This window comes from Rhodococcus sp. AQ5-07, assembly GCF_009707305.1.
Lineage (GTDB): Bacteria > Actinomycetota > Actinomycetes > Mycobacteriales > Mycobacteriaceae > Rhodococcus_F > Rhodococcus_F erythropolis.
This window is the reverse complement of the sequence record NZ_CP046099.1, coordinates 4,691,483-4,713,917: the sequence shown is the minus strand read 5'-3', so window position 1 is coordinate 4,713,917 and position 22,435 is coordinate 4,691,483. Positions and strand designations below refer to the sequence as shown.

The following is a 22,435-nucleotide window of genomic DNA, read 5'->3' as shown; positions in this document are numbered from 1 at the left end:
TCTTGAGAATCTGAGGTAAACGACGTGGGGCAGATCGCAGAGTATGCGATCTGCCCCACAGTCGTTTTCGTGTGTGTTACGAGCCGAGCCGAGATCCGTCCTTCTTCCAGGCTGCAACTACCGACGGGCGAGGCTGGGCGGAACCACCGTCGGGCCAATGGGATGCGGGGCTTTCGATGCTGGCGTCGTCGGTCTCGCCGGGGTGCTGGACGCAGACGATGACGCGCTTCTCGTCCACGATGGGGCCGCAGGTTTCGGCGCCGACGGGAACGGTGAGGAACTGCTTTGTCTCACCGCGGTTTTCGCCTTCGAGGACAACGCTGAACAGTCCGTCGTTGGACTTGAGTGCGTTGCCGTCGGTGGAGATCCACAGATTGCCGTGCGGGTCGAAGGCAAGGTTGTCCGGGCATGAGATGGGGCTGACCTTGCTCTTGTCGAACCCGCCGAAGTAAGTATCGGCTGTGGCCGGATCTCCGCAGACGAGAAGAAGATTCCAGCCGAAGGTGGTGCCGGCGTGGTCATCGGTGATTTCGAGGACCTGGCCGTTCTTGTTGTTGTTCCTAGGGTTCGCCTCGTCGGCCACGGCGCCACCGTCGACTCCGCGCTTGGTGTTGTTGGTCAGTGCGACGTAAACCTTGCCGCTCTTCGGGTTTGCCTCGAAGTCCTCGGGGCGGTCCATCTTCGTTGCCCCGACCTTGTCACCGGCCTGGCGGGTGAAGACGGCGACCTCTTCGGCGCTCATACCGTCTACCAGCGATTCGCCCTTGCCGTCTTCGCCGGTGCGCAGGATGGCTACCCACTCGCCGGTTCCGTCGAACTTGCCGTCCGACGGGAGTTTGCCGGTTCCGTCGATCTCGCCGGCGGAGTTTCCGCTGAGCTTTGCAACGTACAGTGTTCCGGCGTCGAGCAGAGTCATGTTGTGGCGCATGGCTGCCTGACTCTTGCCGTCCTGCATCTTTCGGCTCGAGACGAACTTGTACATGTAGTCGAAGCGCTCGTCGTCACCGCTGTATGCAACGACGGTGCCGTCCGACGTGATGTAAATGGTGGCGGCTTCGTGCTTGAAACGTCCGAGCGCTGTGTGCTTGATCGGAGTCGACGACGGATCCCAGGGATCGATCTCGACGACGTATCCGAATCGGTTGACCTCGTTGGGTTCTGCGACCAGATCGAACCGCTTGTCGAAGCGTTCCCACTTTCGCTCGGAAGCGGCTCCGGCCAGACCGTAGCGCTTCAGCCGTGCTGCCACCGTGGGATCGGTGACACCCTCGGCGTTCGCGAAGTACTGGTTGAAGTTCTCTTCGCCGGAAAGCACTGTGCCCCAAGGTGTGACGCCGCCAGCGCAATTGTTGAGGGTGCCGAGCACTTTGGTTCCCGTGGGATCGGCACTCGTCTTGAGGAAGTCGCTACCTGCAGCGGGGCCGGTCACGACAAACTCCGTGGTTCCGGTGATGCGGCGGTTGTTCGATCCGATCTCCGGTACCAGCTTGCCGTTGTCGGATTCGCCCTTGACCTGGACGACCGACAGTCCGTGGCTGGCCAGGCCGATCTTGAACTGCTCCTCGGTCGGGTTCTCCGCATCGTAGCCGCGGAACATCGCCGGCTCGGTGGAGTATTCGTGATTGACCACGAGGAGGTAGGTGTTGGGCTGCCCGTCGACCGGGAGCAATCCGGCGAAGTCGTTGTTGAATCCGAACTGCAGTTCCTGTGCTGCCGCAGTCTGCTTGTCGAAGTCGAATGCCGGGGCTCCGGCGAGAACGGCGTCACCCCAACGGATGACGACGGCCTGATCGTATCCGTCAGGGACGGTGACCTTGTCTTCCTTGTTGGGCGCGACGGCGTCGAAGTTCGTCCCCGCTGGTGTGGTTCCGCCGCTGCTGCCGCTCGTCGAACCGGTTCCCGGTTCCGCACTTGCGGATTCGTCCGAACATGCGACGAGGGCGCTGCCTGCTCCCACCGCGAGGACTGCCATGCCGCTGCCCCGGAGCATGCCGCGACGAGTCAGTGCCGTGCGTGCGATATCGCGGAAGTATTCGCCGCCCGAGGTGTTGGGGACCTCATGAGAGCACGCGTTTCCGCACTTGTACTGGCAGGTGATCGACGCGCGTGCAGACACGCCGTCGTGTTTGACGAACAAGGCCAAAGGCTTGATAGCCACCGTGAACTCCCGAGATTCGATGTACGGACTTCGGGAACCGTAGAAGCTCTAAGCGAGGGTAAAGGAACGTAAAAATGAACGGCAAAACAACGAGGCGACCCTTACCTGCAATTTACGACGCGTCCCCGCGGGGACGTCGCATGACATTTGTCATCGCCGATCCATGACGGTGTCACCGCAGGTGATGACGCTGTGCACTGTTTTCGTCGCGGACTTCCCGCGAGGCTTTGAGGCATGAGAGAACCACATGAGGGAAGCCTCCTGACGGACCTGATGGACATCGGACCCGCACCCACGATGGGCCGCGAACTTGTTGTGATCGTGGTGAACATCGCGATCATCGGAGGAGTGTTCGCGATCATCGGCTCCAATCCGGTGTCCTGGATTCTTGTTGCCGCTCTCGCGGTCTACGCGGGCATTCGATTCACGATCGGACTGCGCAGCTGGAACCGAGAGGAGGCGCAGCGATGAAGGGCGATCCCGTGATCGACGTAGTCGGAATGTCGCGGCGCTACGGCTCCGGCAAGGAGGCGTTCGATGCTGTTCGCAATCTGGATCTGAGTGTTCAGGAAGGCGAGCTGTTCGGCCTCCTCGGAACAAACGGTGCCGGCAAGACATCCACTCTCGAAGTGATTCAGGGCCTTTCACGAGCCAGCGCCGGTACGGTGCGCGTTCTGGGAATGGATCCGGTGCGCAACCGCAAGCAGATTCGACCGTCGCTTGGCATCATGCTCCAGAAGGGTGGGCTTCCCCAAGACCTGACTGCTCGTGAGAGTTTGGCGATGTGGGCCGGAACGTGCTCGAATCCGCTTCCCGTCGACGAGGTGCTCGAGCGCGTGGACATGCGTGACCGTGGCGATACCCGCGTGAAGTTCCTCTCGGGCGGTGAAGCGCGCCGACTGGATCTGGCGTGCGCGATCATCGGCCGGCCACTCGTACTGTTCCTCGACGAACCGACTACTGGTTTGGATCCCGAAAGTCGTCGTAACACTTGGCAATTGATCGCTGACTTGAAAGCGTCGGGCGTCACCATCATGTTGACGACGCACTATCTCGACGAAGCTGAATCCTTGTGCGACCAATTGGCGATCATGCACCGTGGATCGGTCGTGCGCAGCGGAACCGTGGCGGACGTCGTCGCAGATCATCCCGCCCAGATCAAACTGCACCGCCCCGGTCTTCCGCTCCCAGCGCTGGCCGGCGCCGAGGTGCGCGTCGAAAACGATCTGGTGCTGATCACCACTCGCACCGTCCAGGAGACGCTGACGGAACTGCTGCTGTGGGCGCAGCACAATGATGTCTTGCTGACCGGCTTGGATGCCCGAGCGGCGTCCCTGGAGACAGTATTCCTCTCCATTGCAGACCAATTCGATCATCACGCAACTCTCGAAGGAGCGTCGGCATGAACCGCATCGCAACCCTGTCTCGTTCGGAGTTCACGCTCCTGGGACGAAATCGACTGTTGCTCTTCAATGCAATCGTCCTCCCGCTGATCTTTCCCGTGGGAATGCTGTACCTGTCGCGAGACGGCGGGCTGTCGGACAAGTCGGTGTCGGCAGGCCTCGAGGTATTTGCGCTGTTCCTTCTCGTCTTCGTGGTCTTCTACAACTTGCTGTCGGTGTACGCGACGCGTCGTGACGAGTTGGTTCTCAAGCGACTACGGACCGGGGAATGCAGCGACGCCGAGATCCTGGCGGGCCCGGCAGTGCCGTCGTGGGTTCTCACCGCGCTGTTGACGGTGGTCATCGGAATCGCTGTGATGGTTCTGGGCGGCAGTGCCCCGGTCAATCCGGTGCTGGTGCTGGTCGCGGTGATCGGCGGCGCCGCGCTCTTCACGGCGCTGGCGTTGATCACTTCGGCTGTCACGCGAAATGCAGAGGCGGCGCAGATCACCTGCATGCCGATTCTGATTCTGGCGACGGCAGGTATGTCTTCGATCAGGAATGTCGTGCCGGACAACATTGCTCGCATTCTCGATTTCACTCCGCTGGCCGCAGTAGTCGACCTTCTCAATCTCGGATGGCTGGGGCGGACCACTGGCGAACTGGCTGATCTGGGCGATGCGCCCGGTGCGGCGGCCGGATTTGTCGACACCTTCGGTTCGGCTGGGCAACCGCTGTTGGTCATGCTGGCGTGGATCGTCGGTTCGGTTCTGATCGCGAACGTCCACTTCCGCTGGGAACCGCGTTCGTAGAACTCTGAGAAGGTAGTGGGCATGATCGCGCAGAACTTCGGACGCTGGAATCCGAGACGGACGTGGCGAACCGCGTCGAACGTCGACAAGGTTCGCCTCTACACGCGGCAATCGTTCATCATGGTCGCAGTGGTTTTCGGTGGCTTCGGTGCGGTCACCGAGATCGTTGCGGATCGGTACCTGTCGGGTGTCTTCCTCGGAATCAGTGCCGTTGCGTGCGGCATCGCCGTCTCTCGGATGTCAGATCTGGGCGGAGTCGTGGCCAAGCCCGTCCAGATTCCTCTTGCCGTGATGACGTTGTCCGCGTTCTGCTCGGCGGGAATCGCCTTGGGAAGCAATGGCGAGAACGGCCCGTACTTCTGGCTCGCGGCAATCCTTGTCGTGCCCCTTGCTGGGTTGACGTCGTTGCGCTGGCTGATCGTGGGCTCAGTGGCCGCCGGGGTTGTACTGGGACTGCTTGCGGGTCCGGAAAGCGGCGTGTCCGTCGGAATCGTCGCCGCCTTCATGGGGCTGACCGTCTATATGTCGGTGTGGCTGCTTCGCATGGTCACCGAATTGGACGAGGCTCGCGGAGCTGCCGCTGCCCTGTCCGTCGCCGAGGAGCGATTGCGATTTTCGCGCGATCTCCATGACGTCGTTGGGCGGGCACTGTCTGCAATTGCGGTGAAAAGCGAACTTGCAGCCACTCTTTCACGACGCGGCGACGATCGTGCAGCCGCGCAGATGGACGAAGTACGCGAACTTGCGCAAGATTCTCTCGACGAAGCGCGCGAGTTGGTTCGGGGATACCGGTCCATCGCCTTGGCATCCGAGTTGGCCGGTGCGCAGTCTCTGCTCGAGGCCGCCGGAATCTCCACCGCGATACGTGGATCGGCAGATCAATTGCCGGTGGAACTGGCCGAAGCCGCTGCCTGGGTCGTCCGTGAAGGCGTGACCAACATTCTCCGGCACTCCAGTGCCGAGAATTGCAGCATCGAGGTGTCCGCGGACGGCGTCGTGATTGCCAACGACGGCGCACGGATCGCAGAGCCGAACAACGGAACCGGCCTGAACGGCTTACGCGAGCGCGTCGGCGCCGTCGGAGGAACTGTCGAAACCGTGCAGGACGAAGATCGCTTCACCCTCACCGCCCACTTTCCGTCCCGAACGAAGGAGTCTCGGTGACCGAGCCGATCAAGGTACTGCTGGCCGACGACGAGAACCTGATCCGCTCGGCTCTGGCCATGATGTTGTCGCTCGAGGACGACATCGTCGTCGTGGCAGAAGCCGAATCCGGCGAGGATGCCGTGATCGCTGCTGCAAAGCATCAACCTCACGTAGCCGTGCTCGACCTTCAGATGGCGGGTATCGACGGCATCGAGACGGCGCAACAGATTGCGCAGACGGTCTCGGGGTGCGTCTCGATCATCGTGACGAGCCACGGGCGTCCTGGGTACTTGAAGAAGGCACTGTCAGCAGGTGTCCGCGGATTTCTACCGAAGACGACGCCTGCGGCGACGCTCGCCGAGGTGGTCCGCAGCGTCCATGCCGGTGGGAGGTACGTCGACCCGTCGTTGGCTGCCGAGGCGATCGGCGCCGGCGACTCACCGCTTACTCCGCGCGAGGCGGACGTACTCGAATACGCGGCCGACGGGGCATCCATCGAGCAGATCGCTTCCCGGGCACACCTGTCTGCGGGTACCACCCGAAACTATTTGTCGTCAGCTGTCACCAAACTCGGTGCGGCCAATCGGCACGAAGCTGCAGTGATCGCCCGCCGGCAGGGGTGGATTTAGGGCCTCCGGCCCCCGTGCGCCTTTCTGGTTGCGGGCACTACCAAAAAGGCGCACAGGGCCGAAGGCCCCGCAATGTCGAGAATCCCCGACTTGCTTCGTCCCTGTAGTGAAGTGCGACCAGAATGGGTGGCACCGACACAGAGGAGATTCACGATGGCCAAGTACTTGCTGCTCAAGCACTACCGCGGCGCTCCGGCTGCAGTCAACGACGTGCCGATGGACCAGTGGACACCGGAAGAGATCACGGCCCACGTGAAGTACATGCAGGACTTCGCGGATCGGCTCGAGAAGGCGGGCGAGTTCGTCGACGGTCAGGCTCTCGCTCCTGAGGGCACCTTTGTCCGGTACGACGGTGAGGGTCGCCCGCCGGTCACCGACGGCCCGTTCGCGGAAACCAAGGACCTCATTGCCGGCTGGATGGTGATCGACGTCGACAACTACGACCGAGCCGTCGAATTGGCCGGGGAGCTCTCGGCCGCGCCCGGCGCAGGCGGGAAGCCGATTCACGAATGGCTCGAACTGCGCCCGTTCCTGACCGAGCCGCCGACCATCACGGACTGACGACTCTCATGGACGACGCGCTGCTTCGAAGTCTGACTCCGAGCGTGCTCGGCATCCTCGTCCGCCGCGGAGCAGATTTCGCGTCGGCCGAGGATGCCGTGCAGGATGCTCTGCTCGAGGCGGTCAGGACCTGGCCGGACAACCCGCCGAGGGACCCCAAGGGCTGGCTGGTCACAGTGGCCTGGCGGCGGTTCCTCGACGGGATCCGGTCGGATGCGGCTCGTCGCAAGCGGGAGTTTCTGGTTGACGAGCAGCCAGGCGAGCGGCCGGTCAGCGGGTCGGTGCCGGGCGTGGACGACACACTCCAGCTCTACTTTCTGTGCGCTCACCCGTCGTTGACGCCGTCGTCCGCCGTTGCACTCACGCTGCGCGCTGTCGGCGGGCTGACCACTCGCCAGATTGCGCAGGCCTACCTGGTGCCTGAGGCGACGATGGCTCAGCGCATCAGCCGAGCCAAGCGCACGGTCTCCGGCGTCCGGTTCGAGCAACCCGGCGATGTCGCCACCGTTCTACGTGTCCTTTATCTGGTCTTCAACGAGGGGTACTCCGGCGACGTCGACCTGGCTGCCGAGGCCATCAGGCTCACCCGGCAGCTCGCCGCTGCGATCGATCATCCCGAGGTGGCGGGGTTGCTCGCTCTGATGCTGCTTCATCACGCTCGCCGCGCCGCGCGCACTGCCGCAGACGGCAGCCTGGTTCCGCTTGCCGAGCAGGACCGCGGACGGTGGGACACCGAGACGATCGCGGAAGGGGTCGTGATCCTTCAGGGAGCCCTCGCTCGCGACCGACTGGGCGAGTTCCAAGCCCAGGCCGCGATTGCCGCACTTCATGCCGACGCTCTCACAGCAGACGAGACCGATTGGGTGCAGATCGTGGAGTGGTACGACGAACTCGCAGCCCTGACCGACAGCCCGATCGTCCGGCTCAACCGAGCGGTGGCGGTCGGCGAGGCAGACGGACCACGCGCCGGCTTGGCAGCTCTTGCAGCGCTGGACGATTCACTTCCACGCCATGCCGCAGTCGAGGCCTATCTCCGTGAACGCGACGGAGACCTGGAGACGGCGGCGAGGTTGTATGCCGATGCAGCGCACAAGGCATCCAACCTCGCCGAACGTGACCATCTGATGCTTCAGTCGTCGAGGATCAACGCCCGTCGATCTCTGAAGCGTCCTGGGTCAGAGAACCTGTGACAGGAACGCCTGCAGTCGATCTGTTTCTGGATCGTCGAAAAGCTGTTCCGGAGTACCGGTTTCGACTACGGCGCCGCGGTCCATGAAGAGCACCTTGTCGGAAACGGAACGCGCGAAGCCCATTTCGTGCGTCACGACGACCATGGTCATACCGGACTTCGCGAGATCGGCCATCAACGCCAGAACGCCCTTGACCAGTTCGGGGTCGAGAGCTGACGTCGCCTCGTCGAAGAACATGACCTCGGGCTTCATCGCCAAGGCGCGGGCAATGGCGACGCGCTGCTGCTGACCACCGGAAAGGTTGCCGGGCCGCGAGTCCGCCTTCTCCTTGAGCCCCACCAGATCCAGCTGCTCGAGCGCGAGCGCCCGAGCTTGTTCCTTGGACAACCCCTTGAGCTTGTTCGGCCCGAGCGCGATGTTCTCGGCGACGGTCTTGTGTGGGAACAGGTTGAAGTGCTGGAACACCATGCCGATTCGCTGGCGAAGCTCGTCGGGGTTGTCCTTCAAGACGGACTTCCCGTCGAGCAGCACGTCACCCTGCTCAGGCTCGTGCAGACGGTTCAGCACGCGCAGGAGCGTCGACTTGCCCGAACCGGAGGGCCCGATGACGGTGACGGTGTTTCCGGCGTCGACGTGCAGGTTGACGCCGCGAAGCACCTTGTTTGTGCCGAAGGACAGATGCAGGTCCTTGCCGGTGAGCGATACGGACTTCAGTTCAGAGCTGGTGGTCATGTCCTCAGCCCCTTTCCACGACGATGGCCTGCTCGAGCGGATCCAACGTGCCTGAAGTGTCGGCGCGTCCGGTCCGGAGTCGGTTGTCGATGTAGTTGACGAGGTGCGTCAGCGGGATGGTCAGAGCAAGGTAGAACAAGCCTGCCGCAACGAGCGGGGACAGGCTGCCGGTCTGGGCGTTGAGATCACGTCCGACGGCAAAGAGCTCCCGCTGGGTGACGAGGAGACCGAGGAAGTAGATCAGCGACGAGTCCTTGATCAGCGAGATGAACTGGTTCATCAACGCCGGCAGAACGCGTCGTACACCCTGCGGGATGACGACCAGCGACATGGACTTGCGGTAGCTGAAGCCGAGGGCACGTGAAGCCTCGAGCTGCCCGGCCTCGACGCTCTGGATACCGGATCTGAAGATCTCACCGATGTATGCCGACGCGAGCAGCGACAGCGCCGCGACACCGAGCCAGTACGGATTGCTGCCGGTGATTCCCTTGACGATCGGTCCGACGCCGAGCCCGATGATCAAGATGATGACGACGGCGGGCAGGCCACGGAAGATATCGGTGTAGACGCGGGCCGGCCAGCGCAGCCAACGGGTGCGCGAGATACCGGCGACAGCGAGCAGCATGCCGAGGACCGTGCCGATGATGCCAGACGCGAGCGCAAGGATCAGGGTGTTGGGAAGACCGGTCTTGAGGAGATCGGGGAATGCCTTCTTGTACAGATCCCAGTCGAAGAACGTGTCCTTGAGCTGTTCGAGCGTCGACTTCGGTTGGTACGACGCAGTATCGCCACCGTCACCGTTTGCTGCGTTTTCCGCGGCAATGGCTGCGAAGTCGGGCAGTTCCGGAGTGGCCGCGGCCTTGGATCCGGGCTTCCAGCCTTCAGGGAGTTGGCGCGGTACCCAGTCGGCGTACAGCTGAGACCAGGTTCCGTCGTCGATGACTGCGTCGAGGCCGGAGTTGAGGGCGTCGATCAGCGGCTGGTTTTCCTTGTTCACCGCCCAGCCGACGAAGTTGTTGACCGAGAAGGTGTTCTGGATGATCGAGGTCGGGTCACCGGGAGCGATTGCGCCTTCGGCCTGCTGAGACGGAGCTACCCAGGCGTCGATCTGTCCGGATTTGAGGTTCGCGTACGCCGTGGCGTAGTCGGGAAACTTCACGGGATCGAGCTTGAGCGTGTTCACGACGTAGTCGTCCTGCACGGTTCCCTGCACGACGCCGATGCGCTTGGATGCGTCCAGGTCTCCGAAGCCGGTGATCGGGCTGCCGTTAGGCACGACGAGGGAGAAGTATCCGAAGTCGTAACCGTTGGTGAAGCCGACGGTGTTGCGACGGTCGTCTGTGGTGGTGATGGACGACGAGCCGACGTCGAAGCGTCGACCGGCAACCTGGGCGAGAAGCCCGGCGAACTCGGTGCCGACGAACTCGACCTTCAGGCCCAGCTTGTCCGCGACGGCCTTCAGCAGCTCGTTGTCGTATCCGGTGTACTGATTATCGGAGTTGACGCAGATGCTCGGGGGCGCGTCACCGAGCGTGCCGACCGTGATGACCCCGGGTTTGATCAAGTTCAGCTTCGAGGTGTCGATCCGATCGACCGGGGTGACGGTGGCCGTGGTGTAGCGGTCTTCGGCGCCCGCACCCGCTGCCGCATCCAGATTGGTGGGGGCCGCGGTTGCGGCTCCCACTCCTGGGGGTGCACACAGGTCTGTGGGGGCTGCCGACGAATCCGAACCACTCGAGCACGATGACAGAGTCAGCGCCAGGAGGGCGGTGAGGAGCAGTGCCACCACCAGGCGGATCTTCGCTGCGACGGAAGAAAACATGCGAGCAGCGTAAACCTAAGGGTAGCCATTTCTCCGTGTAGAACTGTTGACAGTTTTCGGACAAGCGGCCGCTGCGCTGCGGGCATGCCTTCAAATCAGCGTGATTTTAAGTATCGCCAGGTCGGAGAATCCCGTCTCGAAGAGAACGGAGTTACCGAACGGGTGCGAGTTCGACGCCCGCCGGAGGTACCAGGCGGCGCAGTGTCCCGTCGAAGCCGCTGACGTAGAGCGCCCAGCCGTCGCCGTCCCGGCCGATACGCACTGAACTCGGCCCGGTCCACCCACCCGACAGACCCGAAGCGACGACGCAGGACTGCCCGGTCTCAGGATCTACACGATAGATCGCGCCCTCGAGGTGAGCAGCGACGTAGAGCATCCCATCCCGCGACACGGTCAGATCGTCGAGACCGGGTACCGGGCTCGGGACGGTTGCGACAACGGCCCACGCATCAGGGGTATCCACAGGGACTCGAATGATCTGACCTGTGAACAGATCATCGGTGTACACGGCTCGATGATCCGGACTGAGCGCGAGCCCCTCCGAACGTGGCACTGCGGCCCAATTGGGTACGACGGTTCGGGAGTCAAGTTGATAGCGCGACACGCCCTTCGACGGGCCGCCCTCCGTTCCGACCCACGTCGTCAGAAGATCGCCGTCAGGCAGGCGGAGCAAGCCGTTGCCCGCGAAGTCGACGGGTGCGGACAGCCGATCCGTCGTGGTGTCCAGTTGCCACAGCTTGCCGTCCTGTCTGGTGAGGAAGGACAGCCTCGAACCGTCGAGTTGCAAACCGCCAGGAGCAGCCATGCCGTCGAGGACGGTTCGTACCTGTCCTTCGGCGTCGACGTGATAGATCTTCGACTCGCCGGAGAGGTAGAACCCGCCGTTGTCATCGGTCTCGAGGTTTTCGAGCTGCTCCAACCCCTGGGCTACGGTCTCGACCTGCCAATCGCCGCACATCGGCGCGGTTGTCCAGGTGGCCTCCGCCGGCGTCGCCGCGGCAGCGGTCCCGGCTGCGATTGCCGCGGCAGCGGTCCCGGCTGCGATTGCCGCGACGATCAACAACGCCCGAGTTCGGTTGCGTGATAGCCCCATTGCGCACAACTTACGGCAAATCGGACCAATATCAAACGGTCTGGTCGGTATAGCCGACGCCCAGGGGGTCGCTCCAGGTGGTCCACACGTCTGGCCCGAGTTCGATCTCGGCTGTGGTGAGTAGACACGCGTCGAGTTCTCGGTGCAGTCGAGACGGGTCGATGGATTGGCCGATGAAGACGAGTTCTTGTCGGCAGTCACCGACAGGTTCTTCCCACTTGTCGAGGATTCCGTCGCGACGGTAGTCGTCGGCCGGCCACTCGTCACGGGGTAGAAACTTCCACCAACGGCCGACGTATCCGTGGCGAATGAGATGACCGGCCTGAGAAACACTCCCGATCTCGGTGAACCGGCCGGCATTCCAGTAGTAGCCCTTGGCCCGAAGTAACTTTCCGTTGGTCCACTCGCTGCTCAGGAAATCATGCAGGCGTTGTGGGTGGAAGGGCGCGCGCTCGCGGTACACCACCGAACCGATTCCGTACTCCTCGGTTTCGGGGGTGTGTTCACCTTGGAGTTCTTGTAGCCATCCAGGGGCCTGAGCAGCTTTCTCGAGCGAGAACAAGCCGGTATCGAGAATCGTGTCGAGTGGGATACGGCCGAGAGTCATCGGAACTATCGCAGCAGTTGCGTTCAAAGATCGTAGGACCGCGGTCAATTCGATCAGGTGCTGTTGCGAGACGAGATCGGCCTTGCTCACCAGGATGACATCGGCAAATTCGATCTGATCGACAAGCAGATCCGCGATGTCTCGTTCATCTTCCGGGGCATCGGCTTCGACGCGACCCCCAGCCGTGTAGTCGCGCAGAAAACTGTTGCCGTCGACGACTGTGACCATGGTGTCGAGTCGGGCGACGTCGGCCAGGGCATGGCCGTCGGTATCGATGAAGGTGAACGTCTCCGCGACGGGCAGCGGTTCGGAGATGCCCGAAGATTCGATGAGAAGGTAGTCGAATCGGCCATCGGCGGCCAAGGCGCTTATCTCGGAAAGAAGATCCTCTCGCAGAGTGCAGCAGATGCAGCCATTGGTCATCTCGACCAGTTTCTCCTCGGAGCGACTGAGCGAGATCTCACGCTCGACTTCTGCACTGTCGATGTTGATTTCGCTCATGTCGTTGACGATCACCGCAACCCGGCGGCCCTCCCGATTGCGCAGGATCTCGTTGAGTAGCGTCGTCTTCCCGGCGCCCAGGAAACCTGACAGCACCGTGACCGGAAGTCGTGTGTCGACCATGATTTCCAGTGTCCTTCCGAATGAGTGAATCGTTGTGATCAGGCGGCGGTCACGCGAACCGCTGCGATCGCGTGACCGCCGCCTGGAATGCTGGAAGATCAGGCCGCAGGCTCGAGGTAACCCTCGAAGAGGTCGACAACGACGCTTCCGCCGTCGGTGTCGCTGCCGAACAATTCCTCCGCAGCGAACGTCACGTGGTAGGTGGGTTCTTCGCCGGCGTCGTTGCGGCCGTGACCGATTGCGTCGGGGAACGGCCACTTCTCGGTGGTCCGGTGAGCGATGGTCCCCACCCGTCCTCGGCAGTAAGCAGGCATTCGAATATGCCCGGGAACGTATTCGTCTCGCACACGTACTCGCTGACCGACCTCGAAGGTGGTTGTGTCGACGCGAGCGGGTCGGCCTTCGGATTCGCTTGGCCGTGAGAGTGGGAACGGTCCTCCTGCAAGGCTTTCGAGCTCTTCCTGCGTCAGGATTCCCTTTTCGACCATCAGCGCCGCGACGCCGATGACGTACCGCTCGTAGTACGGGGTCATCATGTAGTGGCGGGGCTCCATCCGCTCGACGACGTATCGAACTTCGTCGACGCTGAAGGCCCCGAGTTCGGCGACACCGGCGAACATCAGGCTGTACGGCAGGTGTTCCCACTCGGCGTGGAAGGTGGGGCCGATGTCGGCGTTGACGGTATGCGGGACTTTGCCGAAGCCTTGAACTCCGGCAAGATCGTGTACTCCATCCATGGTGTGCTTCTTTCTTGTCGGGGTGGTCAGACGGTGGGGACCTGCGGGACTGCGACGCCGATCAGGCAGTCCTTGGTGACGATTTCCTGCAGTTGTTCCTGGCTCCAGCCTTCGGTGCCTGCGGGACGTTGCGGTAGGACCATGTACCGAGTTTCGGCGGTGGTGTCGTAGACGCGGATCTCGACGTCTGACGCGATCTCGGTTCCCATCTCGGAGAGAACCTTCCGTGGCTCGCGGACCACGCGTGCACGGTATTCGAAACTCTTGTACCAGGTCGGCGGCAGACCGAGGATGGGCCACGCGGTGCATGAACACAGCGAGCACACGATCACGTTCTTGAGGGTCGGGGTGTCTTCGACTGCCACGATGTATTCGCCCTGGGGGCCCAGATATCCGTACTGGGCAACCGCGGCGGTACCGTCGGTGAGAAGCAGCTGCCGGAAATCGGGGTCGGTCCAAGCCCGCGCGACCAATTCCGCTCCGCGCCTTGGACTGAAGTCCTCCTCGAAGGTCTTCTTCCATCCCTCGACGTAACCGTCGGGTACCAATCCCTTACCGTCGAGTGCGCGGAACAGGGCCCACGCGCGATCGGAGACCGGCGCCTGGGCCGGTGCGGCGTTCCCCGTTGTGTGGTCGATCGTTACTGACATCTGGTTCACCTTTTCTATGCGGGCTGATCATGTGTGAATCGGTGGAATTTGTTGTGCAAGTGCGGATACAGGATTAGGTGAGGCTGAGTTGTGGTGCAGAGTCGGAGATGCGGTCGGCAGGCGTCGGAAACGCGCCGCGAAGCTTTTCGAATGCGCGCCCGACCCGGAGGACCGTCGCATCGTCGAAGGTCTTGCCGGTGATCATCATTCCGACCGGAAGCCCGTTTACCAGGCCGGTCGGAACGGACAGGGACGGATGTCCGGTCACGTCGAATGGTGCCGTGTTGGCGATCATCCCGAGAGCCTTCGTGATGAAGGTTGCACGATCCACGTCCTTCGCCGGCAATTCGGATGCGACGTAGGGCAGTGTGGGCATCACCAGGACGTCGAATTGTCTCAAGGCAGTGTCGTAGGCGGCGCGGGCGAGCGGTACGAGGTTCCGGGCTTTGCCGTAGCTCGCGCCGCCGAGGGCGGTGATGCCGTGGTGGCCGGTCAGGGCCACTAGTTTGACGGTTTCGGACAGAGCGTCGGCGTGCTGAATGCGTCGAGAAGCAAAGTGTGCCATCAGTTCCGGATCGTACAAACCTTCGGCGTTCATGCCGTATCCGTTGCCGTCCAACATCTGGTAGGCACCACCGTCCGTGGCGATCACGTTCCAGATGTGGAAAGCATGCAGGTGCCACGGGATGTTTACTTCCTCTACCGTGCAACCGATTTCGGTCAGACTGTGTGCCGCTGCGCGGACTGCGTCGTCGACCTCGGGCTGTGAGACCGCGTGCCCGAAACCTTCTCGAACGATCCCGATTCGCAGACCATCCACATCGGAGTCGAGGGTGGACAGATAGTCACCTGCTTCGACGCTGTCGGCTTGGCGTGGGTCGTTACCGTCGCGACCGGCGATGACCGAGAGCATCAGTGCGGCATCGTGGACCGTGCGTGTGATTGGGCCGAGATGGTCGATTGTCCGCTCGATGGGAAATGCACCGGTATACGGGACGAGCCCGAACGTCGGCTTGTGTCCGACGACGCCGCAGAATGCCGCCGGGATCCGGATCGATCCGCCTTGATCCCCGCCGATGGCAAAATCGACGTCCCCGTTTGCAACGAGAGCTGCACTGCCACCGGATGATCCACCTGCTTCACGCTGTGGGTCCCATGGATTGCGGACCGGTCCGCTTGCCGGTGTGAAGCTCGAACCGGAGAAACACAGGTCCTCACACACAGCTTTGCCTGCGACGGTTGCACCGGCCGCCAGTAGTCGAGTGACCACAGTCGCGTCGCGAGACGGAGTGAATCCCTCTACCGTCCGAGACCCGTTCATCATCGGAACTCCGGCCACGGTCACGTTGTCCTTTATCGCCACGCGTCGGCCGGTCAGGACGCCGTCCGACGTCGGCGGGATGCTTGTGGTCACATACCAAGCGCTCAAAGGATTTTCGTTCGCAGTTGGCACCGCATGCTCGCGTGACGTGGTCGGCGGGGTTGCCTCGTCGGCGTACAACTGGTCGACGACGTCGTAGGAGCCCAGTGCTCCGTCGATCAGTGCCGGCCACTCGAGCCGGGCTGATTGGTCGAGAGTGATGCCGTAATGCCTTGCAGCGGTGTCTATTGCATTGTCGTCAGGTCGGATTGTCGCCATGAGAAGTGTGCTCCTGATGTGATCGGCTTCACTTGTCTTTCAGACTAGGGCCGGATCAGTAATTGCGTCAATAGGTATCGACATATTGACTCGTTAAGTTCGGGTTACGCGCGCTCAGAGAGAGCGGGGGTACAGACGCCCATGGCGTGATTCAGCGATCAGAATCGGCCGATGCAGTGGAACGCCGGTGTCCGTCGAGCTTTTCGACGTTGTGACAAGCTGCCGAAGTACTGTTTCCGGATCGCCCGCCGACGTTCGTTCGACTGCGCGTGCGTAAGCGACGATCGCTTCGTACGTTGTCTCCGACAGAGAGCTGAGCGGAGGCAGGAGTTCGTTCGAGCTTGCGCTGTATCGCTTTTCGAGGTCGTGCTCGCCGGCTGCGGATTGAAAGTAGCCGAATGCCGCCCAGACTCCGTCGGCATCGGAATTGCCGATGAGCTGCTGAGTGGCCTCGTCGAGGACCAGCGCGAACGTCCGCGTGGTGGCCCGCAGTCCGTGCTGGGCGCATTGCCGTTCGAAGAAGACCTCGTCATGGCCCACCAGGGTGGAAAGAATCAGTTCCGCCCCGGAGTCGACTATCGACTCGATGATCCGTGAGAAGTCGGTTGTTCCCAACGGTACGTAGACTTCGCCGGCCACCGAACCTGTGGATTCGGCGATCACACGCCGAGCCGCCCAATGTGCTCCGAACGACCACGAATACTGCTGACCGACCAGGAACCAAGTGCGAGAACCGGTCTCGGACATCATTGCGGGTATGCCCGCTCGCGTCTGGTCGAGTGGCCGCTCACCCAATCGAAGGATCCCCGGACGCGATCGACCTCCTTCGTTGAGAACTGTGTGTACCAACAACACACCGGTGTTTTGCAACGCAGATGCGGCGGCGTTGAAGGTCGACGACGTCACGCACGCAAAAATGGCGCGACATCCGCTTTTCACCAATCGCAGTGCGGTCGCCGCTCCGGCCGCCGAGTCGGAAGCGTCATCGCCGATCACCAAGTCGACGAGAACGCCGCCGACACCGCCGTCGGCATTGATCTCTTCGACCGCCAGGGCAGCGAGTGTTTCTGTGGCCTGGGCGAATACAGCCGCCGAGCCGGATTTGCTGACCAGCAGTCCGATCCGATGTCGGTCGGAGCGCGGAGGTTCGGGTGGAGCGAATCCGCGCTTGTTGGCAAGCCAGGAAATGCCGTCCTGATCGAGGCTGGACTCGAGAACGATTCGGGTGCCGGTGCCGTCGGGAAAGAACCGGATCGTCAGACGGCCGCGCCACGGTTGGTGGTGCACGATCACGACCGATCGGCCCCGCTTCACGCCGGCGACGTACCCCAACAGAGTGATCGGCATTCCGGCTACATCTGCGCGTGCGCCGTTGCCGACGGGAAGGGAGATGGCGACGGCGGCCCCGACCGTCAGTTGCTCACATTCGAGTTCGAGCAGTTGCCCCGTTTCGAAGCGCTCGAAGGCTGACCCTGGCGGGTCCGTCGTCACGATCTGTGCCGTTACGGAGAGACCTGGCACGTTCTACTTCCTGCCTGAAATAGATGCTGGGGCTCAAACAGGGCCTCAAGCCCGGCGACGCACCGAAGCCGCGTCGGAATCCTCAGTCGCCGTGGTCGGCAACTCGGAGGCGTTCGAACCTGCTTCCAGCGCTCGCCCGAGGACGTCGCGCAGGAACTGGAGTGCATCGTTGGCGGGCCCAGACGGATCGATCGAAAACAAGCGATGACGTCCTTGACGGCGTTCGACGATAACTCCGGACAGCCGCAGCGCCTTGAGATGTGTGGATACCGTGGTGCGACCGACCGTCGAAATTTGATCGCTGATGAAGCCTGCGTTGCATTCGCCGTGGGTAGCCAGAGTGTCGAGAATCTGTCGGCGCACCTGGTCGGCCAGCACAGCAAACGCCAACTCTTCGTTTCGTTGAGTAGTCACTGTGTGCTGTCCGCGCTTCCTCGATGGCCTCTACTGAGATATGTCGACACTCGTCAACATATCTCGAGTTGCCTCCGAGGGAAAGAACGTGGCCGAAGTTTTCCGGCGGCTTCGGTCAGTGCGCGGCGGTGGTCACCGCGTCGCGCAGCATCCCGGTCCCGGGATGGCAGTTGATGTACTCGTACAGCTGATCGGCGGCATCGAATACCGAGACCTCATGGTAGAGACGTAATTTCGACAGGCCCTCGGCGACCCGGAAGAACGTCGTGAAGATCCGCAGATGGGTCGGGTGGGATTCCGACCACCGCTCGAGTTGGTCGAGTGAGGCCCAGTGACCGATGTTGTAGCTCAGGTCGAGGAAGTTTCCGTCGATGTCGATATTGCGTACGAAACGGTTGCTGTAGCACCCGACGGCCGGGCCGTTGTCGCGGAGGAAGTCCATGCCCGATTGAAGAGTCGGCAGGATTTCGTCGAGGTAGAGGCTGCGCTCGTCTGCTTCCGCGTCGGCCCAGTCCTGCCCGGATCTGATCAGTGCGATGTTGTCGTGTCCCCGCACTACTACCCGCCCACCTGCGGCGGGGTCACCGGCGACGACCCGTAGTTCGCCCGAGGCCTGCATCCAGTCGGTCTGAGAGATCGGAAAGCGCTCGCGCATCGAACCCCAGTAGCCGTGCTCGTTGATCTCGCCGCTGACACCGTCCATGACGGCTCCCACTCCGGGGAGATCGTCCTGGAACGCGTAGAGCGTCTCGAATTGTTCGGCTCTCGGGGCCACGATCTCCCGGAAGAACCCCAATCCGTCGGACAAGCGGTCCTCGGACTCCCACCAGGAGGCCACCGGAGCTGATGTGCTCCAACGATGTTGGGAAGAAACATCTTTCCAGTACCCGACCACGATCAGATTCTCGTAGCCCTGGTTGTCGATGTGGTGGGTCAGATCGTGGTGTGCCGGTCCGTCCGGCAAGTCGAAGCCGGCGACGATATCCCGCATGGACTGCAGTGCTGCCGAGCGCTGATCCTCGCCGCGGAACTGCACGCCGAGATAGCCCATCGCGACCTGGTGCAATGTGTCGTCCGCACGCCCGACCCACATGGGAAATGGTGGCGAATAGGTATCCGGAACGCGCCTGGTCAGCGTGCGCGGGCATTGAAGATGTTCACCGATTGCAGATTCCATGAGTGCTCCCTGTGATGTAGGTGGCCGGATCGGGTGCCTGGCACTTGGCAACGCCGTGCCGAAAATCTACGCCCGCGAGGCCGAGCAAACTTGGCCGTCAGCGCCCGATACTTGGCCTACCGCGCCGAGAATTGTGGATAGGCGTCGGCGACAGAACGTTTTGAACATCATGTTGAATGGGTAAGTGTCCGAGGATGTTACAGATCAGCGGGCAGTACTTGTGGGGGCCACTGCTTGCGACCGGTATTGCCGCGGGCTGATCCCGAACTCCGCCTTGAATGCGCGACTGAAGGCGGCCAGGTCGGTGAATCCCCAGCGGTGAGAAATCTGGGTCAGCGACCGCTCTACGCCGTGGCGTTGCACGATCTCACGACGGCAACCGTCGAGTCGACGGCCGCGAATCGAACGCGACACCGTTGTGCCGTGTTCGGCGAAGGCTCGGTGCAACTGGCGAATGGAGACTTTGACTGATCCCGCGATGTCCACCGGTGACAGGGCCGGGTCAGCGATGCGGGCGTCTATGGCCGCCAGAGCGGATTCGTACAGGCCAGTTCGCCGGGAGACGATCGGACGCGCGGTTGCGTGAAGAACCGACTTGACCAGGCTGCCGATCTCGTTGACGACTTCCTCCTCGTCTCCGCTCGCGTCGGACGTCATGCGGACGGAGGCAAGATCGTGAAGAAAGCGACCCAGCAGGCCACTCAGGCCCGCGTGTCCGTCGAAGGCAATGGCGGTCAAGCTCGTGACCTCCGCGTCGCTGAGGGACAGGTATGACCGTGGCCAGGTGAACACCTCGAGTCCCCAGATGCCGTCGTGTGCGTGTCCCTCGATCTGCCAATCGAAGGGGCGCGTGGTGTCGTACAGGACGTAGTCGCCACGTCGTAGGACGCATTCGCGGTCGTCTTGCCGCACTACCGCGCTACCGCGGCGGATCATTCCGATTTGCAGATAGTCCGCACCGTCACTCTTGATCAGGCTGCTGCTACGGACTATTCGTTGTTCCATCGATTGAACTGCGGACACCCGAACGTGTGCGAGTTGGGCCGAGTGCACGGCCCCGCTGAATCCATCGCCGTCTTCGATATCGGATACGTCGAGCGCGACAAAATGCTCACGCAATAAATCTGCCCAGTCGCCCGTGAGAGTCGTGCGTGTGGGCAGGGAGAAGCCGGATCGCGCGAGCATTGCAGGGCGCCTCCTCGCAGAAAAGCCGAAGTTCTCGGGTGCTCGATGTTCAGAGAGTAATCCCGCACATCGGACATGTCGATAGGAGTCGACATGTCATCACGTCGGGAGAAATTGTTTGCCATACAAACAACGCCGAGTTATTGTTTGTCATACAAACAAGTAGGAGTTCGTGATGGTCACCGAGTCAGTTCCCGCAGCGCGCGCGACGCGTGAGTCGGGCAAGCAGACGCGCATGGCACTGTTCAACGCTGCAACCGAGCTCTTCCTCGAACATGGCGACAGCGTGTCCATCGCGCAGATCTGCACCGCCGCCGGCGCCCATCCCAACCAGGTGACCTACTACTACGGCTCAAAAGAGAAGCTCTTCGTCGAGGTGGCGTGTGCAGCCGTTCTGCGCGCAGGCAAGCGTGCCGAGGTCGATGCCGCCGACGCCGACACCGTGGGCGACTACACCGAGAAGCTGGTCGGATCACTCCTCGGCTCGGGCGCTCCCAGTGTCGAACTGTTCGTGGAAGCGATGATGATGACGGGTCGCCGTGGTGAACTCCGCGATCTGATCTCCGAGACGCTTCGCACTCTGCATTCCTCGGGTGAAACAGCCCTCCTCCGTACCTTGATCCGCACCGGCTGGCAGCTGCGCGCGGGCATCGACGTCGAATCCAAGGCCTTCTGGTCTGCGATCTTCGGCCTCGTCATTCAGAAAACTGCCACCGGCGAGAGCTTCGGTTACTCCCTCGAGGAGGCGGTCGCCGTCATCTTCGCCACTCTCCAGATACCCGACGCCGTACTCAACAGCTCGATGGAATGAACTCTCTTCGAGCGTGATTCTCCGACAAGGACTTCGATGAATATCGTTCGCGTATTCGACAGCAACGTCACCAAGACCCCGGACAAACCCTTCCTGATATTCGACGGTCACGATCACACGTACTCCCAGGTTCAGGACGGAAGTCGACGCGCCGCAGGCTATTTGCAGTCGCTGGGCGTGCAGCCGGGCGACCGCGTCGCGCTGATGTGTTACAACACTCCGGGATTCGTGTACGCGATGCTCGGTGCCTGGCGCTTGGGCGCCGTCGTGGTCCCCATCAACCACAAGATGCAGACTCCGGAAGTTGCCTACGTGCTGGGACACGCGAAGGTGTCGGTGTGCGTCTTCGACGGTGAGTTGGCGCCGGTTGTCGGTCGACTGGAGACAACGGCCAAGCTGATCAGCACGGACTCTGTCGCAGACGGTTTCGACTTCTTCGACGACGCCATCACCCGCCAAGAGGGCGTTGACGGTATCGACATCGACGAGAACGATCCGGCTGAAATCCTCTACACCTCGGGGACTACCGGCTCGCCCAAGGGCTGCGTCCACAGCCACCGCAACGTCGTCGGTGTTGCCGTCACCGCGGCCCTCGCCGTGTCGACGACTCGGGACGAGCGCCTGCTCATGGCCGTCCCGATCTGGCACGCTTCCCCGCTCAACAACTGGTTCATGTCCACGCTCTACATGGGCGGAACCGTCGTGCTGCTGCGCGAGTACCATCCCGTCAAATTCCTGGAAACTGTTCAGGAACAACGTATTACCCTCTGCTTCGGCCCGCCGGTCATCTACACCACTGCACTCAACCTCGTGCCGAACTTTGCCGACTACAACCTCGGTAGCGTTCGTGCGTGGTTGTACGGCGGCGGACCGATCGGCGCGGATGTCGCTCGGCGACTGGTGGAGTCGTACGGCACCACCGAATTCCGGCAGGTCTACGGCATGACCGAGACCGGGCCGGTGGGCACTGTGCTGTACCCCGAGGAGCAGTTGAGCAAGGCGGGCTCGATCGGCCGCGTCGCGCTGGCCGGCGTCGACCTGCGCCTGGTTGCCGATGACGGCACCGACGCGGAGCCCGATCAGATCGGTGAGATCTGGCTGCGCGCCGACACCGTCATGCAGGGGTACCTCGACGACCCCGCTGCCACGAAGGCTGCTTTTGCCGACGGAGGTTGGTATCGCACCGGCGATCTGGCGCGCAAGGATGCGGACGGTTACCTCTTCATCGTCGACCGCGCGAAGGACATGATCATCACGGGCGGTGAGAACGTCTACTCCAAGGAGGTCGAGGACGTGATCTCCGGCCACCCGGACGTCGTCGACGTCGCCGTTGTCGGAAAACCCAACGAAGAATGGGGCGAGACCGTCGTCGCACACGTCGTCTGGCGTGAACCGGATGTCATCAGCGCCGACGACATCAAGGACTACCTCTCGGACAAGTTGGCGCGCTACAAGATTCCGCGTGAAGTGGTGTTCGCGACCATTCTTCCGCGTACACCGACCGGCAAGATCCAGAAGCACCTCATCCGCGCAGCGAGCTGAAAG

At 62.2% G+C, this 22,435-nt stretch carries 21 protein-coding genes; 9 read left to right on the top strand and 12 right to left on the bottom strand.

The window, feature by feature from the left end; all coding sequences use genetic code 11:
* Nucleotides 1–76 precede the first annotated feature (76 nt).
* Nucleotides 77–2,158, bottom strand: coding sequence for a PhoX family protein (locus tag GJB56_RS21995; RefSeq protein ID WP_092765776.1), 2,082 nt, complete (start codon nt 2,156–2,158; stop codon nt 77–79).
* Between the two features lie 234 nt (nt 2,159–2,392).
* Between GJB56_RS21995 and GJB56_RS21990 the strand changes: the two genes are divergently transcribed.
* The 7 genes from GJB56_RS21990 to GJB56_RS21960 all read left to right on the top strand — a co-directional run bounded on the left by GJB56_RS21990 (nt 2,393) and on the right by GJB56_RS21960 (nt 7,878).
* Nucleotides 2,393–2,629, top strand: coding sequence for a hypothetical protein (locus GJB56_RS21990; RefSeq protein ID WP_019746144.1), 237 nt, complete (start codon nt 2,393–2,395; stop codon nt 2,627–2,629).
* Entirely contained in the window at nt 2,626–3,564 is a 939-nt protein-coding gene (locus GJB56_RS21985; RefSeq protein WP_019746143.1) for an ABC transporter ATP-binding protein, read from the top strand. Before GJB56_RS21990 ends, GJB56_RS21985 begins: the two co-directional genes overlap by 4 nt.
* Nucleotides 3,561–4,352: an ABC transporter permease gene (locus GJB56_RS21980; protein WP_070797551.1), complete on the top strand. Its 792-nt coding sequence runs from the start codon at nt 3,561–3,563 to the stop codon at nt 4,350–4,352. The genes GJB56_RS21985 and GJB56_RS21980 overlap by 4 nt, the downstream gene beginning before the upstream one ends.
* Nucleotides 4,353–4,373: 21 nt before the next feature.
* Nucleotides 4,374–5,516 carry a sensor histidine kinase gene (locus GJB56_RS21975; protein WP_047889971.1) on the top strand — a complete coding sequence of 381 codons (1,143 nt, stop codon included), beginning with the start codon at nt 4,374–4,376 and terminating at the stop codon, nt 5,514–5,516.
* Complete coding sequence (locus GJB56_RS21970; RefSeq protein ID WP_019746140.1) at nt 5,513–6,127, top strand: response regulator transcription factor; 615 nt, start codon at nt 5,513–5,515, stop codon at nt 6,125–6,127. Before GJB56_RS21975 ends, GJB56_RS21970 begins: the two co-directional genes overlap by 4 nt.
* A gap of 153 nt (nt 6,128–6,280) precedes the next feature.
* Nucleotides 6,281–6,688: a YciI family protein gene (locus GJB56_RS21965; protein WP_021346141.1), complete on the top strand. Its 408-nt coding sequence runs from the start codon at nt 6,281–6,283 to the stop codon at nt 6,686–6,688.
* A gap of 8 nt (nt 6,689–6,696) precedes the next feature.
* Nucleotides 6,697–7,878 carry an RNA polymerase sigma factor gene (locus GJB56_RS21960; protein ID WP_113682863.1) on the top strand — a complete coding sequence of 394 codons (1,182 nt, stop codon included), beginning with the start codon at nt 6,697–6,699 and terminating at the stop codon, nt 7,876–7,878.
* Here GJB56_RS21960 and GJB56_RS21955 read toward each other — a convergent pair.
* From GJB56_RS21955 to GJB56_RS21905, 11 genes are all read right to left on the bottom strand, one after another.
* Nucleotides 7,864–8,610: an amino acid ABC transporter ATP-binding protein gene (locus GJB56_RS21955; RefSeq protein ID WP_020909781.1), complete on the bottom strand. Its 747-nt coding sequence runs from the start codon at nt 8,608–8,610 to the stop codon at nt 7,864–7,866. The genes GJB56_RS21960 and GJB56_RS21955 overlap by 15 nt on opposite strands.
* A 4-nt stretch (nt 8,611–8,614) precedes the next feature.
* A complete protein-coding gene (locus GJB56_RS21950) occupies nt 8,615–10,432 on the bottom strand; it encodes an ABC transporter substrate-binding protein/permease (protein WP_113682862.1) in 1,818 nt (605 codons plus the stop codon).
* 151 nt (nt 10,433–10,583) lie between these two features.
* On the bottom strand, nt 10,584–11,525 hold the full coding sequence (locus GJB56_RS21945; RefSeq protein ID WP_154606697.1) for an SMP-30/gluconolactonase/LRE family protein: 942 nt from the start codon (nt 11,523–11,525) through the stop codon (nt 10,584–10,586).
* A 31-nt stretch (nt 11,526–11,556) separates the two neighbouring features.
* Nucleotides 11,557–12,756, bottom strand: coding sequence for a zinc metallochaperone GTPase ZigA (gene zigA / locus GJB56_RS21940; RefSeq protein ID WP_113682860.1), 1,200 nt, complete (start codon nt 12,754–12,756; stop codon nt 11,557–11,559).
* A 98-nt stretch (nt 12,757–12,854) separates the two neighbouring features.
* A complete protein-coding gene (nthB, locus tag GJB56_RS21935) occupies nt 12,855–13,493 on the bottom strand; it encodes a nitrile hydratase subunit beta (RefSeq protein WP_003946075.1) in 639 nt (212 codons plus the stop codon).
* Between the two features lie 26 nt (nt 13,494–13,519).
* Entirely contained in the window at nt 13,520–14,143 is a 624-nt protein-coding gene (gene nthA, locus GJB56_RS21930; RefSeq protein ID WP_113682908.1) for a nitrile hydratase subunit alpha, read from the bottom strand.
* Nucleotides 14,144–14,216: 73 nt separating this feature from the next.
* Nucleotides 14,217–15,782 (bottom strand): amidase, encoded by a 1,566-nt coding sequence (locus tag GJB56_RS21925; protein WP_069147415.1) that lies wholly within the window; start codon nt 15,780–15,782, stop codon nt 14,217–14,219.
* Nucleotides 15,783–15,896: 114 nt separating this feature from the next.
* Nucleotides 15,897–17,303, bottom strand: a complete 1,407-nt coding sequence (locus tag GJB56_RS21920; RefSeq protein ID WP_060939367.1) for a substrate-binding protein — start codon at nt 17,301–17,303, stop codon at nt 15,897–15,899.
* A gap of 45 nt (nt 17,304–17,348) precedes the next feature.
* Nucleotides 17,349–17,717, bottom strand: coding sequence for an ArsR/SmtB family transcription factor (locus GJB56_RS21915; protein WP_020909773.1), 369 nt, complete (start codon nt 17,715–17,717; stop codon nt 17,349–17,351).
* Nucleotides 17,718–17,832: 115 nt separating this feature from the next.
* Nucleotides 17,833–18,894 (bottom strand): aliphatic aldoxime dehydratase, encoded by a 1,062-nt coding sequence (gene oxdA, locus GJB56_RS21910; protein ID WP_020971427.1) that lies wholly within the window; start codon nt 18,892–18,894, stop codon nt 17,833–17,835.
* Nucleotides 18,895–19,098: 204 nt separating this feature from the next.
* Nucleotides 19,099–20,079 (bottom strand): helix-turn-helix domain-containing protein, encoded by a 981-nt coding sequence (locus GJB56_RS21905; protein ID WP_113682859.1) that lies wholly within the window; start codon nt 20,077–20,079, stop codon nt 19,099–19,101.
* A gap of 175 nt (nt 20,080–20,254) precedes the next feature.
* On the opposite strand from GJB56_RS21905, the gene GJB56_RS21900 reads away from it, so the two are divergent.
* Nucleotides 20,255–20,890, top strand: a complete 636-nt coding sequence (locus GJB56_RS21900; RefSeq protein ID WP_007735239.1) for a TetR/AcrR family transcriptional regulator C-terminal domain-containing protein — start codon at nt 20,255–20,257, stop codon at nt 20,888–20,890.
* A gap of 36 nt (nt 20,891–20,926) precedes the next feature.
* On the top strand, nt 20,927–22,432 hold the full coding sequence (locus tag GJB56_RS21895) for a class I adenylate-forming enzyme family protein (protein WP_020971425.1): 1,506 nt from the start codon (nt 20,927–20,929) through the stop codon (nt 22,430–22,432).
* Nucleotides 22,433–22,435: the final 3 nt, after the last annotated feature.